Genomic DNA, 20,490 nt, shown 5'->3' on the forward strand with positions numbered 1-20,490 from the left:
TCTGCCTCCTTACATGAAATATGCTCTAAATGTGTCCTTCACTAACCATGAGAAAATCTCGTGATTAAGAAGTCATTTAGAGCATATATCACCCAAAACCAACAAATCGTTTTTAATGCAGGCAAAGATATTCAATTAGCTGTAAACAAGCTGAAACAAGGTGTTTCGATAAAAGACGGTTTAGGGTTCTTTTATCATATAGCCGGATTCTTAGGGCAGCATTTTCGGTTTATTAGCAAAACATATCTTTCAGCAGTATAGTATCTGTGTTCAAGCCGATTGCCACGATTCAGGCCATTATCGATCAGTCAATTTCCGACTCCGGTCTCCACAAAATGCACTTTCGACTCCTTCCAGTATTTCTCATATACCCAGTCCGGATTGGCGTGGAAATTCAGCTGGTACATCCGGAATGTGACCAGAATGTCTTTGGGCTGCCACTGTTCCTCGTAGGAGTAGCGGTACTGCATGCCCAGCTGCCGCATCACTGCGCCGCTGTGGGGATTGTTGACGTCATGGGTGGCGGTGATGTACGGGATACCGTCGGCTTTGAGACGTTCAGCAACTGCTTTTCCGGCCTCGGTGACGATGCCCCTGTGCCAGAATTCTTTCCGCAGCCCATAACCGAAGTCGTGGCCGTCGTCCATGCTGACGTTGACATAGCCGATGGGGACATTATCCTCTTTCAGGCAGATGGCATATTGATAGGAGCGTTCCCGGGCATAGGCGTTCCGGTACCGCTCATTCCAGAAAGCTTTCGCTTCCTCCATGGTCTTTAAGGGGAACCAGGGCAGAAACTTATTTACCTCTTTATCGCTGTGCATGGCGAACAGGGCGGCCATATCCTGCTCCGTGAACTTCCTCAGCAGCAGGCGGCCGGTTTCTAATGGGGGAGTGTTTGCCGAACGTTTCTCCATGACATAATTGGTCAGAGTTATTCCCCTGCGTTCAACCTGCTGTTCCCGCAAGACCTGATATCCTCTTTTTTCAAAAAAAGCCCTTGCAGTGACGGAGGAATGGACAGTGATGTCCCCGGGTGCGGCCTTCTCCAGTTCGTCGCAGATGGCGGTGGCGATTCCCTGTCCCTGGTAATCTTTGTGGACGTATAACCGGTCAAGATATCCTGTTTTATCGATATCCCCGAAGCCGGTTATCGCATCGCCTTCGACTGCCACCACGCTGTAGTGTTCCTGGAGAGAACAGTTCCACTGCTCCAGAGCCGCTTCCCCGGAGGCCCAGGCGTCCAGCTGTTCCTTTGTGTAGTCTTTTGCGTTGACCTGATGTACGGTATTGTAGAAAAGCTCTGTCAGTTCTCTGCAATCTGACGGAGCATATTGGCGGATCAACATACTGTTTCCTCCCTGATTTCAAGAACCTCCGTTGCTTCCCGCTGGTCATATGGTCAGGCTGTGGGCGTGACCGCATCCCAATGAAATCTGGCCTGCATATGGGCAGGAGCGTCCTTCCATTTCGCGAAGCCGGCGATTCTTCTCTATCATATCACTTCTTTCCTATTTTGAATACATTAAAAAATGTTCCGGATAAATAAGAATAAGCGATATTCGGGAAGTGGACTTTTCAGCCGTATTATGTTATACTGACCACTAAAGCCGCGATTCCAGAAAGGTACCGTAATGCCCCCATGCGTCCCGATGAGCCAACGAAAAGAAAAGTCCGGGGGTTTCGTGGCTGTTCACATATTTTTATAGAAGAAAGAGCTGCATTTATTTACCTTTCAAAGGAAACGGAGGGGACTTTATGGGGAATTTATGGGGGTTTTTTGAAAATATCAACGAGATTGTCTACGTTGCGGATATAGAGACCCATGAACTGGTCTACATGAACAAAAAGGCCATGGATGTCTTCGGCATCGGCTCTCTGGCGGAGGCCAAAGGGCAGCCTTGCTACCGGATTCTGCGCAATGGCGCCGTCCCCTGCGCGTTCTGCGGCAGCTGCGCGGCCCATCAGAGCTATTATGAACAGCAGTACTACCATCAGCATCTGAACAGGCATTTCCTGCTCAGGAGCGCGATTCTGACGGAGAACGGGAAACAGTACCGCCTGGAGATGGCATTGGACATAAGCATCCAGGAGCAGCATAAGAGCATGGTGCAGGATGTCCAGAATTTGGAAGCGGTCATCAATGAGGGGCTTCGGGTGGCCCTTCTGGAGGACACGCCGGATCAGTCCCTGGATGTGCTGCTGGGATATCTGGGAAAGGCCCTGGGGGGAGAGCGGACTTATATCTTTGAGCGGAATTCCGCCGAATGCGACGACAATACCTATGAGTGGGTGGCTGACGGGGTGCGGCCGGAGAAGGAGAATCTTCAGAATGTCCCGCCGGAAGTCTGCGCCAGCTGGTACCGGAAGTTCAGCGTGGGCAAGCATATCGCCATCAACAATCTGGAAGAAATCAGGCACAGCGATTCTCTCCAATACGAAAAGCTGAAGCAGCAGGACATCCATTCCCTTGTGGTGGTTCCGCTGTACGACGATGACAGAATCATCGGGTTTTACGGTGTGGACAATCCGCCGGCAAAGTCCCTGGAATATACCTCCAATATGCTCCAGACAGCGGCCTACTTCATCGTCTCTTCTCTGCGGCGGCGCAATCTGGTCCGGGAGCTGGAGAAGCGCAGCCATGATGTGCTCTATGCCCTCAATGTGGATTATCTGGGGATTTACCAGGTGGATTTCCTCACGGACACATGCCGGATTTACCGGGAAAACGAATTCCATGGGGAGAACCAGCCCATGGATTTTGCGGATGGCTACCAGTTCGCCATGGAGCGGTACATTTCCCTGTATGTGACGCCCGGGGATCAGGAACGACTCCGCATGGTGACGAAAAAAGAGTACATACTGACCCAGCTGAAGACGAAAAAGAAATTCTACGTCCGCTACCAGGTGAAAGACAACCCGAAAGGGCTCAAGAACCTGGAAATCCACTTCTCTGTCACGGGGAAAGCGGAAGAGGAGCAGAGCGCGATTTTTGCGTTCCGCGATATCAATGCGGTGGTGGACCAGGAAGAAAGGTACCGGCTGGAAGCCAGACAGAGCCTGGAGGACATCCTGGAGGGAGGGAAGACGGGAATCTGGACCATCGAGCTGGAGGAGGGCTGCGAACCCAGGATGTATGCGGACAGAACCATGCGGATGCTGCTGGGCGCGCCGGAGGATATGGAGCCGGAAGCGTGCTACCGCCACTGGTTCGGGAATATCCAGCCGGACTATGTGGAGATGGTGCAGCAGGCGGTGCAGGAAATTCTGGAAACCGGGCGCTCCGAGGTGGTGTATCCGTGGAACCACCCGGTTCAGGGAAAAATTTATGTCCGCTGCGGCGGCGTGCCGGATAAGAAATTCAAAAAGCCCGGTGTCTGTCTCAACGGCTATCACCAGGACATCACGGAGACCATGGTGACCAGGAAGAAGCAGGAGCAGGCCATCATGGAACTGCTGGAGAAAGTGCGGCGTGCCAATTTGGCCAAGAGCGAATTCCTCTCTCACATGTCCCATGACCTGCGCACGCCCATCAACGGCATTCTGGGCATGCTTACCATCATGGAGCAGACCGAAGAGGAGCCCGGCAGGCAGAAAGAGTGCCGGGAGAAAATCCGTGTCTCCACGGAGCATCTGCTGTCCCTGGTGAACGATGTCCTGCTGGTCAGCAGGCTGGAGAGCGGCAGGCCTGCCGACGTGGAGAAATCTTTTGATCTTTTTGAGACACTGGAACACTGCATTATGATTATGTCCCCCCATGCGAAAGCAGCGGGGGTGGGCCTGGTGCTGGAGGAGATGCATCTGCGTCATAACAGGCTGCTCGGCAACCCGCTGCATCTGAGACAGATTCTGACGAAACTCATTGACAACGCGGTGAAATATAACCGGCCAGGGGGATTCGTATTCCTCCGGGCGGAAGAAATCTCCCGGGGAGATGATTGCGCTGACTATGAGTTTGTGGTCAGAGATACCGGAATCGGTATAGGAGAAGAGTTCAAAGAGCATATGTTTGAACCTTTCACCCAGGAAAATCCGGGCGCAAGAACCAGCTACAATGGAGCCGGGCTGGGCCTGTCCATTGTAAAAAAGCTGGTAGAGCAGATGGATGGCAAAGTGGAGGTGGAGAGCCGAATCGGGAAAGGGAGTCAGTTCCGGGTCACTTTGTCGTTTCCGCCGGACAGGAATCGGGTGCCGGAGCCGGAAGCGGGGAAATCAGGGCCAGGGGAATCCGGCGCGCCTGCCGACATTTCGGGAATGCGCGTCCTCTTGGTGGAGGACAATGAAGTCAACTGCGAAATCGTGGAATTCATCCTGGAACAGGCGGGCGCTTCGGTGGTCACCGCAAAAGACGGAAAAGCCGCAGTGGAGACTTTCCGGGCATCAGGCCACGGAGCCTTTGACTGCATCCTGATGGATCTGATGATGCCGGTGATGAGCGGATTTGAAGCCACCCGCATGATTCGGGGCCTGGACAGGCCGGACGCGGGAACCGTGCCTATCATAGCCCTGTCGGCCAACGCTTTCGAGGAGGACATCGCGATGGCAAAGGATGCCGGGATGAACGAGCACCTGGCCAAACCGGTGGACATGGACAGGATGTTCCGGGTGATAGGGCGGCTGCGGCGTCCGTCGGGCTGCGGTGGTTCCGGAACGTGATATTTCAGGGCGGCCAGCCGCTCTTTCAATCCAATATTTTCACAGGGCCGGAGATGATTTGCCTGGCCACGTACAGGACGCTGTCGGCCCGGGCATCCATAGTCCATTTCACCAGGGTCATCTCCCCGCGATGGATTTCGATACAGGTGATGCAGCGGGGATGGACGCAGCTGCCCGTATTATAATAGAAAGAAGGCTCTTCGGGCAGCACGGGCCGGTGGGTATGCCCTGTAATCAGAATGTGGTGTTCTGCTTCGGCCCAGCTGCGCAGGCTCTCCTCGCATTTCTCTTTCACCTCATAATTCTTAGCGGCGCTGGTGGGATCCAGGAAGCCCAGATTTTCCAGGGGATTCCAGAAATACCGCACCAGGAACCTGGCCAGGGGCCACAGGGTGGAGTTCAAAAAACTGGCCTGATGGCCGTGGGTCAGGTACAGGGATTTCTCCGGCGCGGCTTCGGCGTATAGTATGACGGCTTCCAGAAAGGCCGGGTTCTTCCTGCGGACAATGTTGTGGTTGCCGTAGAGCAGATGCAGCCGCCCCTTTTCCTCGAACCGGGCGAACATGCAGTACACATCCTCATGAATCTCCGTGATATTGCGCAGTTTCCGGTTCTCCCACAGCTCCTCGCCGTCCCCCAGTTCGATATACGTAAAGCCGTTTCTATAGTAATGTTCCATCGCCGCATAGTACAGATGCTGGTTCTTCAGGAAATTGTCTGCGGAGGTGCCCACGCCCCTGTGGCAGTCGCTGACCAGCACATATCTGGAGCAATGGTGGAAAGGCAGAACCAGCGCCTGGGCAAAGGCGCGGTTCAGGCGTCCGGCGGTGCTCATTGCTTTTTCCCGCTCTGGGGGCGCAAGCTGCGGCAGCATTTCGGACGCCGGCAGCCATATTTCCGGTGGCACCGTCTGTGGAAGCGGCGCAGCCGCATCAGCTTCCGGAAGCAGAACGGGATGTAGTAGTACAGGAACAGGATGCGGTCTTCCGTGCACTTAAAAGGCCTGGTGACCCAGAGGAAGAGACGGCAGTACATCCGGTTCAGGCACTGGGACAGCCAGCGGCGCAGGCGGGTCGGGAAGCCGTAATGTGTTTTGCCCGGCTGATGGAAAGTAAAGGACAGGCACAGGTTCTGTACCGTAATCCTCTCCGCTGGATACCCCGTCCTGCAAAGGCCCCGGTAAAAGGCTTCCAGCATTTCGCTGTTGCAGAAGCAGACCGTTGCTTTCAGGCACAAATCACAGGGCCGGGAGAAGACGCCCGGCAGAAAGGCCGTCAGCCACCAGTGTCTGTCGGAAATATTCACACAGGCGCCGTTTTCCAGGCACAGCTGCAGCGAACATGGCAGCATTTCCGTCTCCCCTGCCGCCTGGAAATGCGCCGTCCGGTATTCCGATTCGGACAGCAGCCTGTCGGCGTGATAGATGCCGATTTCCGCGCCGGCGTTGATGCCGTACTGGCCTTTCCAGAATTCAATCAGCCATGTCCGGCCACGGTAATTGAAATACACCGGAAGGGAGTCGAACACCATCCGGAACCGAGGCGCCAGGTAGTCGAAAACCCAGGTATAGCCGCCGGCTTTTTGCCAGGCATCTGCGGCGGAAGAGAAGAAACCGCAGCCGCAATGGTACACATAGCCGAAAGGCTGCGCCAGTTCTCCCAGCAGATTACATTTTCTGCATTTGTCCATGTCCCGGATTCTGCAGATGATTTTCCGTCTGCGGAAGTGACCAGGCAGCATGCCCAGAAGGGCTATTAAGAGTAAAATAAAAAGAGCAGCATACATGACTATAACCTATAATTCTATGTTGTTTTGCTCTATTATATGCTGCCTGTCGAAAAGATGTACCCGGAAAATTTATGACGGTCTCCTGAAAGCGGATGAAGCCGCCAGGCGGGGAGGTGCTGTTCGTGGATTCCATGGCGGTGGAGGAGGGTTACCGAGGCCGGGGCATCGGCCGTGAATTGTTCGACGCATTGCTGCAGCTGTGCCGTGAGCGGGGATATGACGGCCTGGAGCTTCAGGTCAATGCCAGGAATCAAGCGGCCAGGGCCATGTATGAGAAATACGGTTTTACGGAGAAATCGGTCAATATGGAGTTTTTGGGGATTTGAATGGGAGCGTTTTACTGTTCGCAATCAGACAGAATTTCGCTCTCATGAGCGGCATCGAAAGCCTGTAAGGCGGCATGGTTCGTCAGCGCTTTCATGATTCTCCACCCGTCACGGCTGCTGACGGCATTCTGGGGGATAGGCCTGAAGCCCAGATCCAGATAGACCTTGCAGGCCAGCCAGGTGGTGGTCTGAGTGGGGATTTTGGCATGGATGTAGCCCGACTTGCGCATGATATCCAGCACATAGGTGATCAATGGCTTCGACAGACCTTTCTTCTGATATTCCCTGCGGACGGCTACCCAGTGGAGCCAGCCGGAGCCGGACTTGTCCCGGCCGGTTATGTCGTGATATGCCGTGGCGGTGGCTACTTTCTCTCCGTCAGCATTTTCCACGAAGACCATCCGGTGAAAAAGCGAATCCTCCTTGCCGCCATAATACCTGTTCCAGGACTCCAGTCCCTGCTCATAGGTGTCGAATTCCTTTGCGGACTTCTCTATGTCGATCCAGGCGTCCCTGTCCCCATGATGATAGAAGACAAAATGATAATCGCCAGGAAGAGGGAGACAGGGTATGCCCTCCAAATCCTGTTCCAGCAGCAGTTCATAGTATTTTATCCGGCGGTCATGATTATCGAATCGTATAGGTGTTCTATTCATTGTGCATTCTCCCCAAATTCCCGTGCTTTCACGATGCATGCACAGCGCAGATGCTGTGTGGATTTCTATAAGTTATCACAATGTGGCTTTTGTGTCAAGCCGCAGCGGGGGTCCGGACTTTGGGCTCCTGAAGAGTTTATTCAAAAAAGACATGTACCCTGAGAAGATACATGTCTTTCTGCGATGCAGATGGCGATACGGGAGGGCTACTCACTGCAGGCCAGTGATTCACGGATGTAAGCATATGCCCGCTCATCATGGGCTTTCATCCGGTCGATCAGCCCGGCGAACAGCCGCCGGTTCTTAGATTGTGCCAGCCGGCGCGTCTGGGCCTCGCCCCGCTCCCAGCCGCCCAGGACGGGAATCATCTCTTTCCACAGGATTTCACAGATGCCCTCCAGTTCTCCTGCGGCGGCGTTCAGCTTAGGCGCCGTTTCGGGAGATTGCTCCGCCAGCCTGCGCAGATACTTCGCTGCGTGGAGGCGCCCGTCAGAGAGGCAGTCCATGGCGTCGCCGTGGCACATCATGCGCTCCACCAGCAAGGGAAGGACGGCATCAGCCGAAAAATCCCGGTCGCGCAGCAGGGCGTCTTTCCAGGCGTCATAGGCAGATGTCCCCTTGGCATAGGTTCCGCACATGCGCCCCTCCAGGGCTTGTGCCGCGTTCCGAAGCGCTTCTTTGGGGGTAAGGGGAGGAAGGACTTTCGTGCCGGTGGCAATCAGGGCGGTGGTCTCCGGGTTCTCCCACCAGTCTTCGGTGATGAAATATCCGTTCTTTATAAGTTCGCATAGACCAGATCAGGATATAATGGTTCATATGGTTTGCCGCTCACCTCCTGTTAAGTTTGTCTCTGACCCGTCGGTACCCAGGCATGGACTGATGCCGGACGGTGCAGACGCTGTCTTTGCTTCGAAGCAACTTAAGTATAACATAGCCTGGTGGCCAGGGCACAACGATTTTGAGGATTTTGCGCGGAGTATAAATTACAGGCCCGTTTTAGGTTTGCAATAAAAGGGATTTTGCATTATGATTAGGCTGTGAGGAAAAGGTAGTTTCCGAAAAGCCATAGGATAAACGGCTTGGAGATTCCAAGAGGATATTATATAATCAAGGAGGACATATGGAGAATTTACAGGACAGATTCTGCTGGTATGAGGCGGAGGAAAACGGCGGGGCCGGGAGCCCGGAGGAAAGGTATCAGCGCATCGTGGACTGGGCGGGGCAGGCAAGGGGGACGAACCCGGACGCTTTCGACGCGGTGACGGTATGGCTTCTGGAGGGTGGCAGATGGGGCGGGGAAGAGCTGGCCCGCAACAGGACGATTTTCATGGAGGGAATCATCGGACGGTTTTCGCGGCAGTGCAGACAGCTGCGGGAGGAACTGACAGCCCTGATGCCATCGGGGCTGGTGAACATGGCCGTATTCGACACATTGGACAGGTTTGAGGAAGAGCTGGCGGGGGCGCCCCGGGCGGAGGAGCTGAAAGAAGTGGTGAGGGAAGTGTTCTCTGATTTTTCGTCCATAAAGAAACGTGAAACAAGAGAACTCTTCGCAGGGGGCATCACCGGCCACGAGGGGACGGATACGGTGGAGGTTTTCGGATACATCAATTACCTGAAAGACTGTGACGCCGGCGTGCAGTGGACCCTGTTCATGCCGGATGTGGTAAAACGGCAGCAGGATGGCTTCCGGATAGTGCGCTTCGAGTACAGGAAGCTTCCAGCCATGCGCTTTGTGGGGGTGGAGAAAGACTTTTCCCAGGATGCCACGGGCCTGGAGGAACTGCAGCGTGTCCTGGATGCCATTGAGAGGGAGGGGCATGGCAGCGAGCTCCTCTATGATGTGATACTGGTGCACCACTATGGCAGAGGCGTGGACGTGGAGCGCTGCCATGCGCTGTGGGGACGGTTCCTGGCGGCGGGCGCGCCTGTTCCCCAGGGGTACGCCTATGTGGATTTCGTCCCGGACAACGATGGGAAATTCGGCATGCCTTATCTGTCCCAGTTCGCTTTCGCGGAGTTCACCGGGGATATGGATGCCATGCATGGACAGGAGGGCTTCGACTGCGATGCCATGTACGATGTGACCAGGAATACGATTCTGGCCCAAAATGTGATGATTCCCTATCCGTCGAAATACTGGACGGCGGAGGTCTGTCTGGATGGATTCCAGAAAGGGAGCACGGCTTATCTGTTCAGTGTTGAGAGATAGAGAACCGGATTTTGTTTCATGACAAGGGCAATCAGGAGGAAAGAAGACAAAAATGATACAGGAAATGACATTCAGAAAAGAGAACGGAATGAAGATAAAGGGACGGCTGTACCTGCCGGACGAGAGGAGAGGGAAACTGCCCCTGGTCATCTTCAGCCATGGCTTCGGGGGCAATTTCCGGGAGCTGGAGCACCATGGGGCCGGTTTTGCGGAGGCCGGTATCTGCTGCCTGTTCTTTGATTTCTGCGGAGGCGGCATGCAGAGCCAGAGCGACGGCACCATGGAGGAGATGACCGTGGAATCCGAGTGCGCGGATCTGGAGACTGTCCTTGCGGGTGCAGGGAAGCTGGACCGGGCAGACCCGGAGCGAATCTTCCTCCAGGGCGAGAGCATGGGAGGGCTGGTTTCGGCGCTGGTGGCTGCCCGCCGTCCCCGGGACGTCAGAGCCCTGATTCTCTGGTATCCGGCTTTTTCCATTCTGGAGGATGCCGGGAGACGGTATATGGCCGGAGAGACCTGTGTGTTCGGCATTACCCTGGGGAAAGCTTTCGATGAACAGGCCAGGAAGATTGATGTGTATGGAAAGATAGCGGAGTATCGCGGGCCCGTATTGCTGATTCACGGCACGGAGGATTCAGTTGTGCCCATCAGCTGTTCCGAAAAGGCGCTGTCCGCCTACAGGGAAGCCAGGCTGATCAGGATGCCCGGCGCGGGACACGGCTATGAGGGAGCCGACAGCGCTGCCGCCAGAGAGCATTCCGTTGCCTTTATTCAGGAAACTATCTGAAAAATGTTATTTCGCTCTTGACAGTTCCCTAACGTCATCCCCTACGCACCATAAGATTTTATGATGCCAAAGGCCTGCTGAAACCCGTTTCCTATTCGGAGGCGGGATACCGATATTACAACCAGGAATCCCTGGCCGTGCTCCAGCGCATCCTGACGCTGAAGTACCTGGGCTTTTCCCTCCGGAAGATTGAAGAAATCATGGCATCCCGGAGCATAGAACAGCAGCTCTCGGAGCAGAAAGAACTTCTGATACGAAAAAAACGGCATCTGGAAGAAATCATCTCCGCCATCGAGGTGATGGAAAACAGTCAGGAAAGCGACAAATACGGTTTCCTGATCCGGCTGCTGAACCTGCTCACAGAGGATGAGAAGATACAGGAGCAGTACAGGACCGCAGGCAATCTGGAGAAACGAATCCGCCTCCACGACTACAGTACCAGTTCCCAGGGATGGATGGAATGGGTGTACGAAAGACTCGCGCTCCGGGAGGGGGACAGGGTCCTGGAACTGGGATGCGGCACAGGACTGCTGTGGCAGGCGAACGCCCACAGGCTGCCGTCCGGACTGCGTCTGACGCTGACAGACCGCTCTTTTGGAATGCTGGAGAAAACCCGGGAAAACCTCTCGGCATGTCGGGAGATATTTGAGTCAAAAGGAATATGCACCGAATACCGAATCTGTGACGCGGACAGCCTGGCGCTGGAGAAAGGAAAATATGACTGCATCATCGCTAACCATATGCTGTATCATGTGAAGCGCAGAAAGGACTGCCTGAGGGAAATCGCCCGGGGCCTGAAGCCCGCCGGAAATTTTTTCTGCTCCACTATAGGCCACGGCCATATGCGGGAACTGCACGAGATCGTGGCAGCTTTCGATGCCCGGATTGAGATGCCTTTCCAGAGCATCACGAAGCCTTTCCGGCTGGAGAACGCCGTGCCACAGCTACAGGCTTTCTTTCCCCGGGTAGAGCGGATGGACCAGGACAATGACCTGATCGTAGACGACATAGAAGCAATCTATGACTATGTCGCCTCCTATCCCGGCAATGCCGCCTGTATCCTGGAGCAGAGAGGGGAAGAATTCCGCAGGCAGCTCAGGGAACGGATGGACAGAGAGGGAGCGATTTTTATCCACAAGTCCGCAGGGATGTTCCGATGCCACATATGAGACCTTAAGACTATCGCAGCAGGAAACAGACATAGGTTTCCTGCTGCAGTATAAATTCTATGACATTTGATACACAAATCCTCCAGCGGCAGGCCATCTTCGGGAAGCGTCAGCGTCCCTGACTTGACCGCGAGTCCTCCAATCAGGATTACCCTGTGGAACAGCAGCATCTCTGTGACCACCGGCTCGATAATTTTCCCCACGCTTTCCGAGGCATGAACCGGCCGGGTACTCCGCATCTTCTTTGTGGGACACCCGCGAGAGCGCATAGGCGAAGATGGCTTTCACTTATATAGTACCGGATTCAGGGCAATGGTTAACGGCGAATTGAAAGCTTTTCATTTTGCAGGGCCTGCACACTGTAATTATCCTTGACAGAGGGATTGTTCGGTAGCATACTTTTTATTAAGAGAAAAAATTTTTACCAGAGAAAGAAAAAGACGGAGGAGGGATCGCATGAAATTTCAGAACGGATGCTGGCTGCTGAGAGAGGGCTTCGCAAGTTTTTCGCCCCAGCAGGTATATGACAGCAAAGTCAAAGAAGATGAGGTGGTGCTGTGCGCGCCCACAGCCGTGGTGAACGGCCGCGGCAATACCATAGACGGCGTCAACCTGACCATTCGGGTGACCACGCCCATGCCGGAGGTGATTCGGGTACAGACCTGGCACCACAAGGGCAGAGCGAAGAGAGAGCCGGAATTTGAACTGGCAGTTGCCCGGGGAAAGCATCTGTCCGTGGAGGAGACGGAAGAGACCATTACCATAAAAAGCGGCAGTTTAGGCCTGATCATCGGCAGGAAGAGCTGGTTCATGCGCTACGAGCGGGACGGGGAGCTTCTGACCAGGAGCGCGCCCAGAGACCTGGCCTATATCAAGGAAGACTGGAAAGGGATGGCCTATGACAAAGGGGACGGCGCCTATATGCGCCAGCAGCTGGGCTTGTCCGTGGGCGAGAGGATATACGGCCTGGGCGAGCGCTTCGGGGCCTTTGTGAAGAACGGCCAGTCCGTGTCCGTCTGAAACGAGGACGGCGGCACCAGCACGGAGCAGTCCTACAAGAACATTCCGTTCTACCTGTCCAACAGAGGGTACGGCGTGTTCGTGAACCACCCTGAGCGGGTGGACTTTGAAGTGGGCACGGAACAGGTAAATAAAGTGGCCTTTTCCGTGGAGGGAGAGTGCCTGGACTATTATCTTTTCAGCGGTTCTGACATGAAGCAGGTGCTGGAGCGCTACACGGATCTGACGGGAAAGCCCGGACTGCCCGCGCCCTGGACGTTCGGACTGTGGCTGTCCACCTCCTTTACCACGGATTACGACGAAGCCACTGTCATGAGCTTTATCGACGGGATGCTATCGCGGGGGATACCGCTGTCGGTGTTCCACTTCGACTGCTGCTGGATGAAAGAATTCCACTGGACGGACTTCATCTGGGACGAAGCCGTATTCCCGGATCCGGAGGGGATGCTGCGCAGGATTAAGGAAAAAGGAATCCGGGTCTGCGTCTGGATCAATTCCTATATCGGTCAGGAGTCCGCCCTGTTCGATGAGGGAGTGGAGAAAGGATATTTCCTGAAACGGCGGGACGGAGATGTCTGGCAGTGGGACATGTGGCAGTCGGGCATGGCCATCGTTGATTTCACCAATCCGGAAGCCACAGCCTGGTATCAGCGGGGATTGGAGAAGCTGCTGGAGATGGGCGTGGACTGCTTCAAGACGGATTTCGGCGAGCGGATTCCCACGGACGTGGTATACCACAACGGCGCGGATCCGGTGAAGATGCACAATTTCTACACCTATCTCTATAATAAGGCGGTATATGAAGTGTTGGAGCGCAAGAGGGGCAAAGAGGAGGCAGTCCTGTTCGCCCGCTCCGCCACCGCGGGAGGACAGAAATTCCCGGTGCACTGGGGCGGGGACTGCTGGTCCGATTATGAGTCCATGGAACAGAGCCTCCGGGGCGGCCTGTCCCTGACCTCTTCGGGCTTCGGCTTCTGGAGCCATGACATCGGCGGCTTCGAGAGCAAGTCCACGCCGGATGTGTACAAGCGCTGGTGCGCCTTTGGGCTGCTCTCCACCCATTCCAGGCTCCACGGTTCCTCTTCTTACCGGGTGCCCTGGCTTTACGACGAGGAGAGCGTGGACGTGGTGCGTTTCTTCACCCGCCTGAAAGCTTCCCTGATGCCCTACCTGTATCGGAACGCCATTGAGACTTCCCGGACAGGGGTGCCCATGATGCGGAGCATGGCGCTGGAATTTCCGGAGGACAGGAACTGCGATTACCTGGCCACCCAGTACATGCTGGGGGATTCCCTGCTGGTAGCCCCCGTCTTCAATGAAGAGGGAATGGCGGAGTACTACCTGCCGGAAGGCACATGGACCAATTTCCTCACAGGAGAGACGCGCCGGGGCGGCAGATGGTACCGGGAGAAGCATGGATACTTGAGCATACCGCTTTATGCGAAGGAAAGCAGCGTGGTAGCCGTGGGAGCCTGCCATGACGGTCCGGAATATGACTACGCCAAAGACGTCAATTTCAGGGTATATGCCCCCGGGGACGGAGAAGAAGCCGGGACTGTAGTCTATAATGGGAAATGCGAGCAGGATACGCTGATTCAGGTGGAGCGCAGGGGAGATGCCTACAGGATAGACATGACCGGAGACAAGCCCTGCAAGGTGGAACTTGTGAATGCGGGAGCCGTTGCGGAGGTCAGCGGAGCGGCATGCGAAATCAGGGGAAACGATATCGTGCTTTCCTTTGAAAAAGGCGGATCGGCAGCGGTCGTACTGAAAAAATAAACATATTCCTTATAAAAAAGAGGAGGTAAGGATGGAAAACAAAATTTTTGACATAAAATCATACGCGAAGACGGCCAGAGCCGTGGTGGCGGAGGGAATCGTCATGCTGCGCAATGAGGGAGCGGTACTGCCTTTGAGAGAGGACGAGAAAATCGCTCTCTTCGGCAGAGGCCTGTATAACTATTATAAGAGCGGCACAGGCTCCGGGGGCATGGTCAATACAAGCTATGTGACGGGCATCAGAGAGGCGCTGGAAGAGAGCGGTTTTGTGCTGAATGGGAAACTGAAAGCAGTATACGAGGACTGGTTGAAAGACAATCCTTTCGATGCCGGGGCAGGCTGGGCCGGGGAGCCCTGGTTTCAGAAAGAGATGCCCCTGACGGAAGAGCTGGTTCGCAGCGCCAGGGAAGAATCTGACACAGCTGTCATCGTCATCGCCAGGACGGCCGGGGAGGATCAGGACAACAAGGCGGAGGCGGGCAGCTACTTGCTGACCGAGGATGAGGAAGAGATGCTCCGGCTGGTGTGCGGTGCCTTTGAGCGCACGGTGGTGCTGCTGAATGTGGGGAATATCATCGATATGAAGTGGGTGGAAACGTACCGGCCATCCGCTGTGCTGTACGTATGGCAGGGCGGCCAGGAAGGCGGGAACGGTGTGCTGGACGTGCTTTCCGGGAAAGCATCTCCCTCCGGCAAGCTGACGGATACCATCGCCAGGGACATTGCTGATTATCCCTCCACCCGCAACCATGGAGGCGAGAAGCGGAATCTCTATCAGGAAGATATCTATGTAGGATATCGGTACTTTGAGACTTTTGCAAAAGACAGGGTTCTTTATCCTTTCGGCTTCGGGCTTTCCTATACCACATTTGCCGTGGAGGCAGAGCTGGAAGATGCCGAAGAGGAGGCAAAAGGCGGAAAGGCGGCACAGGGGCTGACGATTCGGGCAAAGGTGACGAATACAGGAAACGTTTCCGGAAAAGAAGTGGTGCAGGTCTACTGCCAGGCTCCCCAGGGAGCGCTGGGAAAGCCTGCCCGCAGCCTGTGCGGTTTCGCCAAGACGAAAGAGCTTGCCCCGGGCGAGGCACAGGAGCTGGAGATTTCGGTTCCTGCGGGCGCAATCGCCTCCTATGATGACAGCGGCGCCGCAGGCCATAAGTCCTGTTGGGTACTGGAAGCAGGCGTATATGTCTTCTATGTGGGAACGGATGTGAGAAGTGCGTCTCCTGCAGGCAACATGGGGATAGAAGAAGCGATTGTAGCAGAAGAACTGGAGGAGGCCTGCGCACCGGTGACGGCTTTCGACAGGATGAAGCCCCGGGCTGGTGAGGATGACGGATTCCGGATAAGCTTCGAGCCCGTTCCCGTGCGCACGATAAATCCGGGAGAGCGGCGTCTGGAGAGACTGGCAGGTTTTACCTGTACAGGAGATTTGGGCTACAAATTGTCTGATGTGGAGTCCGGAAGAGTATCCATGGAAGATTTCCTTGCCCAGCTGACAGATGAAGATTTGTGCTGCATCGTCAGAGGAGAGGGCATGTGCTCCCCCAAGGTGACGCCCGGCACGGCGGGAGCTTTCGGCGGCGTCACGGAGAGATTACAGGAATTCGGCATCCCTATAGCCTGCTGCGCGGACGGTCCCAGCGGCATCCGGATGGACTGCGGCAGCATTGCGTTCGCCATGCCCAACGGCGCCTGCCTTGGCTCGACATTTAATGAAGAACTGTCGGAAGAACTGTTCGAGTGGGAGGGTCTGGAGCTGCGCAAGAACAAGATAGACACCCTGCTTGGCCCCGGCATCAACATCCACAGGAATCCCCTGAACGGCCGTAATTTCGAGTATTTCAGCGAGGATCCCCTGGTGACGGGAAAAATGGCCGCGGCACAGCTGCGGGCCATGGGGCGGTATGATGTCACAGGCACAATCAAGCACTTCGCCTGCAACAGCCAGGAATTCTGCCGCAACACCGTAGAGGCTGTGGTCTCTGAGCGGGCGCTGCGGGAACTGTACCTGAAAGGCTTTGAAATCGCGGTGAAAGAGGGCGGCGCGTACTCCGTCATGACCTCCTACAATCCCATCAACGGCTACTGGTCCGCCAGCAATTACGACATGCTCACCACTATCCTGCGGGAAGAGTGGAATTATGACGGTATTGTCATGACAGACTGGTGGGCAAGGGGCAATGACGAGAGCCAGCCCGGGAGCGTGAACAACATGGCGGCCATGGTCCGGGCCCAGAACGACCTGTTCATGGTGACCGCCAACGCAGGCGAGAATTCCCAGAACGACAATTCCATGGAAAGCCTGGAAAAGGGGACTGTCACAAGAGCCGAATACCTGCGCAGCGCGGCGAACATCTGCCGTTTCCTGCTGCGGACGCCCGCTTATCAGCGGATGCTTGGCAGAGAGAGCGAACTGGACAGGCAGCTGGCCGCTGTCGCAGCCCGGGAGATGGAATCCTTCGGGGAGCTGATAAGGGCTTCGGTGGAAGAAGAGACCTGCAATCTTCCCGCAGAGCGGATTCGGACAGGAAAGGGAAGCAGCGTGACCTTTGAACTGAATATCAGGGAGCGCGGCGTCTATCGGCTGGAGCTGGTATGCAGAGTGGCTGGCCAGGGCAGCCTGGCGCAGATTCCCCTGACATTGTCTCAGGACAAGCAGATTGTGAAGACCATTTCCCTTACAGGGGATGATAAGGAGTGGAGGACAGAGGAAGTACGGCTGAATCCCTCTTTCCATAACACTACTTTCCTGAAATTCTTCTTCGGTCAGGGCGGCATGGAGATCCAGGAGGCCAGGCTCGTACTGGCGGAGTCCATGGAAGCGCAGTTTAGGGCCGTGAAAGAGACACAGGAAGAGGCACAGGAGAATTAAGGATACTGTTCTGTAAAATACTATAGAAAGATACGGGGTATCGTCATGAACTTTTTGGAAAAAAGAATACTAAAAGACGGCGTTGTGAAAGAGGGGAATGTCCTGAAAGTGGACAGTTTCCTGAATCACCAGATGGACGTGGCATTGTTCCGGCAGATGGGGGAGGAGTGGAAAAGACGCTTTGCGGATGTGCCCGTCACCAAGATACTGACAATCGAGGCCTCCGGCATCGGCATCGCCTGCATCGCTTCGGAGTATTTCGATGTGCCCGTGGTGTTCGCCAAGAAGTCCAAAAGCATCAACATCGAGGGCGATATGTACACGGCGGAGGTGGAGTCTTTTACGCACAGATGCATCAATCAGGTCATGGTCTCCAAAAAGTTCCTGAGCAAGGAAGACCATATCCTGATTATCGATGATTTCCTGGCCAACGGCTGCGCGCTGCAGGGACTGATTTCCATCGTGTCCCAGGCCCATGCCACTTTAGAGGGAATCGGCATCGCCGTGGAAAAGGGTTTCCAGGTAGGAGGGCGGACTATACGGAACCTGGGCTATCGCCTGGAATCCCTGGCCATTGTGGAGGGCATGGACGCGGAGACGGGGCAGATTATATTCCGGGAGCAGGAGTAAACGTAACCCATGCCCGCCAAGCCGCACGGGAGGCAGGATGAAAAGGGGACTGCGGAACGTGTCCGGATAAATACCGGGCGGCGGAGGTCTGTCTGGAGGAATATGAGAAAGAGAGCACAGCTTATCTGTTTCAGGCTGTGCTCTTCTTGTCGACAGTATATATCATATCACAAAAACCGCAAAAATTCAAGTCTGCCATTTCTGTCCGCAGGATGCTATAATCATCTTTCATAACAGTTCAGAAAGCGATTATGGAAGAATGTGAAAGAAAGGGGTGCTGTAATGGAAAGAAACGATTTTCAGAAAGAAGCGGAGTACTTTCACAGAGTGGAGAGAATCATTCAGAACAAGCTGGAGAAACTGCGGGCGGCCAAGGCTCCGCTGCAGGACCGGCTCCTGAACGAGCGAAAGGAGATGTGGGAGGACAACCGGCATCTGATCCGGGATTTTGACGACGTTATCTTCCTGAACACGCAGGAGACCGCGGTGAAATCCGTGGAGAGGCAGCTGGAATGGAATGAAATCGAGATACAGCGGCACGAAAAAATGGAGAAATCCCCCTATTTCGGCCGGGTGGATTTCGAGGACAGCGAGACGGGCAGCCCGGACGCCATCTACATCGGCATCTACAGCCTGACGGAGGAGGAATCCCACGAGGTATATGTGGTGGACTGGAGGGCGCCCATCGCGTCCTTGTTCTATCAGTTCGATGTAGGGCCCGGCTGGTATGAGGTCAACGGCTATAAAACGGAAGTGGAAATTACGCGGAAAAGGCAATATAAAATCGAAGACGGCCGTCTCCTCTCCGTGTACGACATGGATTCCTCCATGTATGACGACATTCTGGGAGAGGTCCTCTCGAATGATTCCGACCATAGGCTGAAGGTCATCATCGGGAGCATCCAGAGGGAGCAGAATGCGGCCATCCGCAGCGACACCAGGCGCTCCTGCCTGATCTACGGGCTGGCGGGCAGCGGAAAGACCAGCATCGGACTTCACCGTCTGGCGTATCTTCTTTATCACAATAAAGATACCATAAAGTCGGAGAATATCCTGATCCTGTCGAACAACAACATATTCGGCTCCTATATTTCCACCATACTCCCTGACCTGGGGGAGAGGCCCGCGGAGACGAAGGTGTTCGCCGACATCCTGGAGGAGGCTATGGGGGAAGGCGTCAGGGTTGAGGATTATTATACCCAGCTGAAGCGGGTGGAGGACTTCGCGCAGGCGGCATGTTATGGAGAAGAGCGGATAAAGTGGCTCCGGGTCAAGTATTCGGCGGAGATGCTGCAATACTGCATTGATTATTTTGCGTCCTTTTCCTTCCAGATACCGGAAGTCCGCTACAAGGAGGAGGTGATCGTGTCGCCCCAGTCCATTCAGGGCAAGCTGAAGACCAGGCAGTCCCTGCCATTTCCCGCCACTCTGGAGAGACTGAACTATCTGATCAAAAAGTCCATCGAGGACTTCTTCCGGCTCCGCAGAGAGGAGATGAAAGAGGAGATATGCGATGACAGCATCGAGAATCAGGGGGAAAGCCTGTCCGAGAGAGAAATCAATACGCTTTATAAAAGTAAAATGTACGAATGTATGAATACGGCCCGGGAGGAAGTGGCCAGGCTGAACCGGCTGGATCCGAAAAAGCAGATGACAGAGATTTTCTCCGGCTATCTGCAGCGGATGGGGGAGGGGAGCGAGGAGGCGGAAAGGCTGTCCGACTGTCTGGAGCGGGGAAGGCTCTGGTACGAGGACGCGCTGTTCTATCTGTTCATTAAGGTGCTGATGGGAGAGGTGAAACCGTTTGAAAATATCTGCCATATCGTCATAGACGAAGTTCAGGATTACAACCTGATTCAGCTGTACATCATGAAATATTTATTCCCCAGGAGCAATTTCACTTTGCTGGGGGATATTTATCAGACCGTCAATTCTTTGACGACAATTCGGGATTATGAGGATTTCGAAAAGGTCTTCGGGGACGGTCTGATGCGGATCCGGCTCAGCAAATGCTATCGCTCCTCCAGCGACATCAACGCGCTGGCCTTTGCCCTGATCGGGGAGGAGGAGCGGCCCATAGAGGAGGAATACTCCTATTTTGAACGGGCGGTGAGGAAGCCGCAGTATGTGGTCTGCCGGGATATGCTCTCCTGCCTGGTCCCTCTGCTGGAACAGCTGGAGCAGTACCATTCCGTGGCGGTTATCGTGAACAGCGACGAAGAGGCCCTGAGGGTAAAATCCTGGCTGCAGGGAAAGAAGGAGGCACAGCTGATCATATCGCCGGAAGATGAGATGAAAGACAGAATTGTAATCATACCTCTGCTGCTCGCAAAGGGGCTGGAATTCGATGCCGTGCTATTGTTCGATTGTATCCATGGCAATGAGAAGGATGTCAATATGAGGCGCAAGGTGTACCTGGGATGCACCAGGGCCCTGCATGAATTGTACTTCGTGGAAAGGGACGTGCTGCCGGATTCGCTGCGGGGGTGCGAGGAGTATATGGAAGTGAGGACTTTTGAGGGATGAGCTTTTGTGAGGCGCATTCCGCGTTATGATTCGCCGGCGGCGTTCCTGTCAGGCAGGGGGGCCGCC

Annotated in this window: 14 protein-coding genes and 2 pseudogenes; 10 read left to right on the forward strand and 6 right to left on the reverse strand. The window is 54.9% G+C overall.

What is annotated here, in order from left to right:
* Positions 1-60: 60 nt before the first annotated feature.
* Positions 61-261: a hypothetical protein gene (locus NFS35_RS05990; protein ID WP_251206232.1), complete on the forward strand. Its 201-nt coding sequence runs from the start codon at positions 61-63 to the stop codon at positions 259-261.
* A gap of 47 nt (positions 262-308) precedes the next feature.
* On the opposite strand, the gene NFS35_RS29620 is transcribed toward NFS35_RS05990, so the two are convergent.
* Together NFS35_RS29620 and NFS35_RS29625 are read right to left on the reverse strand one after the other, a co-directional pair.
* The gene (locus NFS35_RS29620; protein ID WP_251206360.1) at positions 309-917 is read right to left on the reverse strand and encodes a GNAT family N-acetyltransferase; all 609 of its coding nucleotides are present in this window, start codon (positions 915-917) and stop codon (positions 309-311) included.
* Positions 909-1,349 (reverse strand): annotated as a pseudogene (locus tag NFS35_RS29625) (GNAT family N-acetyltransferase); the annotation flags it as partial. The gene NFS35_RS29620 and the pseudogene NFS35_RS29625, both read right to left, overlap by 9 nt.
* 409 nt (positions 1,350-1,758) lie before the next feature.
* Here NFS35_RS29625 and NFS35_RS06005 point away from each other — a divergent pair.
* Positions 1,759-4,656, forward strand: coding sequence for a GAF domain-containing hybrid sensor histidine kinase/response regulator (locus NFS35_RS06005; protein ID WP_251206233.1), 2,898 nt, complete (start codon positions 1,759-1,761; stop codon positions 4,654-4,656).
* Between the two features lie 25 nt (positions 4,657-4,681).
* Here the strand turns inward: NFS35_RS06005 and NFS35_RS06010 are convergent, their stop codons facing one another.
* Both NFS35_RS06010 and NFS35_RS06015 read right to left on the reverse strand, forming a co-directional pair.
* Positions 4,682-5,491 (reverse strand): metallophosphoesterase family protein, encoded by an 810-nt coding sequence (locus NFS35_RS06010; protein ID WP_251206234.1) that lies wholly within the window; start codon positions 5,489-5,491, stop codon positions 4,682-4,684.
* Positions 5,488-6,345 (reverse strand): DUF4474 domain-containing protein, encoded by an 858-nt coding sequence (locus NFS35_RS06015; RefSeq protein ID WP_251206235.1) that lies wholly within the window; start codon positions 6,343-6,345, stop codon positions 5,488-5,490. Before NFS35_RS06015 ends, NFS35_RS06010 begins: the two co-directional genes overlap by 4 nt.
* Before the next feature lie 191 nt (positions 6,346-6,536).
* On the opposite strand from NFS35_RS06015, the gene NFS35_RS06020 reads away from it, so the two are divergent.
* Positions 6,537-6,770 (forward strand): GNAT family N-acetyltransferase, encoded by a 234-nt coding sequence (locus NFS35_RS06020; protein ID WP_251206236.1) that lies wholly within the window; start codon positions 6,537-6,539, stop codon positions 6,768-6,770.
* A gap of 11 nt (positions 6,771-6,781) precedes the next feature.
* On the opposite strand, the gene NFS35_RS06025 is transcribed toward NFS35_RS06020, so the two are convergent.
* The gene (locus NFS35_RS06025) at positions 6,782-7,426 is read right to left on the reverse strand and encodes a GNAT family N-acetyltransferase (protein WP_251206237.1); all 645 of its coding nucleotides are present in this window, start codon (positions 7,424-7,426) and stop codon (positions 6,782-6,784) included.
* A 206-nt stretch (positions 7,427-7,632) separates the two neighbouring features.
* On the reverse strand, positions 7,633-8,064 hold the full coding sequence (locus tag NFS35_RS06030) for a hypothetical protein (RefSeq protein WP_251206238.1): 432 nt from the start codon (positions 8,062-8,064) through the stop codon (positions 7,633-7,635).
* 482 nt (positions 8,065-8,546) lie between these two features.
* On the opposite strand from NFS35_RS06030, the gene NFS35_RS06035 reads away from it, so the two are divergent.
* The 7 genes and pseudogenes from NFS35_RS06035 to helD all read left to right on the forward strand — a co-directional run bounded on the left by NFS35_RS06035 (position 8,547) and on the right by helD (position 20,424).
* Complete coding sequence (locus NFS35_RS06035) at positions 8,547-9,638, forward strand: hypothetical protein (RefSeq protein WP_251206239.1); 1,092 nt, start codon at positions 8,547-8,549, stop codon at positions 9,636-9,638.
* 52 nt (positions 9,639-9,690) lie between these two features.
* Positions 9,691-10,425, forward strand: coding sequence for an alpha/beta hydrolase family protein (locus NFS35_RS06040; protein ID WP_251206240.1), 735 nt, complete (start codon positions 9,691-9,693; stop codon positions 10,423-10,425).
* A gap of 50 nt (positions 10,426-10,475) precedes the next feature.
* Positions 10,476-11,594, forward strand: a complete 1,119-nt coding sequence (locus NFS35_RS06045) for a MerR family transcriptional regulator (RefSeq protein WP_275564663.1) — start codon at positions 10,476-10,478, stop codon at positions 11,592-11,594.
* Between the two features lie 456 nt (positions 11,595-12,050).
* Positions 12,051-14,393 (forward strand): annotated as a pseudogene (gene yicI / locus NFS35_RS06050) (alpha-xylosidase).
* A 31-nt stretch (positions 14,394-14,424) separates the two neighbouring features.
* Positions 14,425-17,268, forward strand: coding sequence for a glycoside hydrolase family 3 protein (locus NFS35_RS06055; protein ID WP_251206241.1), 2,844 nt, complete (start codon positions 14,425-14,427; stop codon positions 17,266-17,268).
* A gap of 45 nt (positions 17,269-17,313) precedes the next feature.
* A complete protein-coding gene (locus NFS35_RS06060) occupies positions 17,314-17,898 on the forward strand; it encodes a xanthine phosphoribosyltransferase (RefSeq protein WP_251206242.1) in 585 nt (194 codons plus the stop codon).
* 282 nt (positions 17,899-18,180) lie between these two features.
* Positions 18,181-20,424, forward strand: a complete 2,244-nt coding sequence (gene helD / locus NFS35_RS06065; RefSeq protein WP_251206243.1) for an RNA polymerase recycling motor HelD — start codon at positions 18,181-18,183, stop codon at positions 20,422-20,424.
* Positions 20,425-20,490: the final 66 nt, after the last annotated feature.

It is taken from the genome of Acetatifactor aquisgranensis (assembly GCF_943193215.1).
Classification (GTDB): Bacteria; Bacillota; Clostridia; order Lachnospirales; family Lachnospiraceae; genus Acetatifactor; species Acetatifactor aquisgranensis.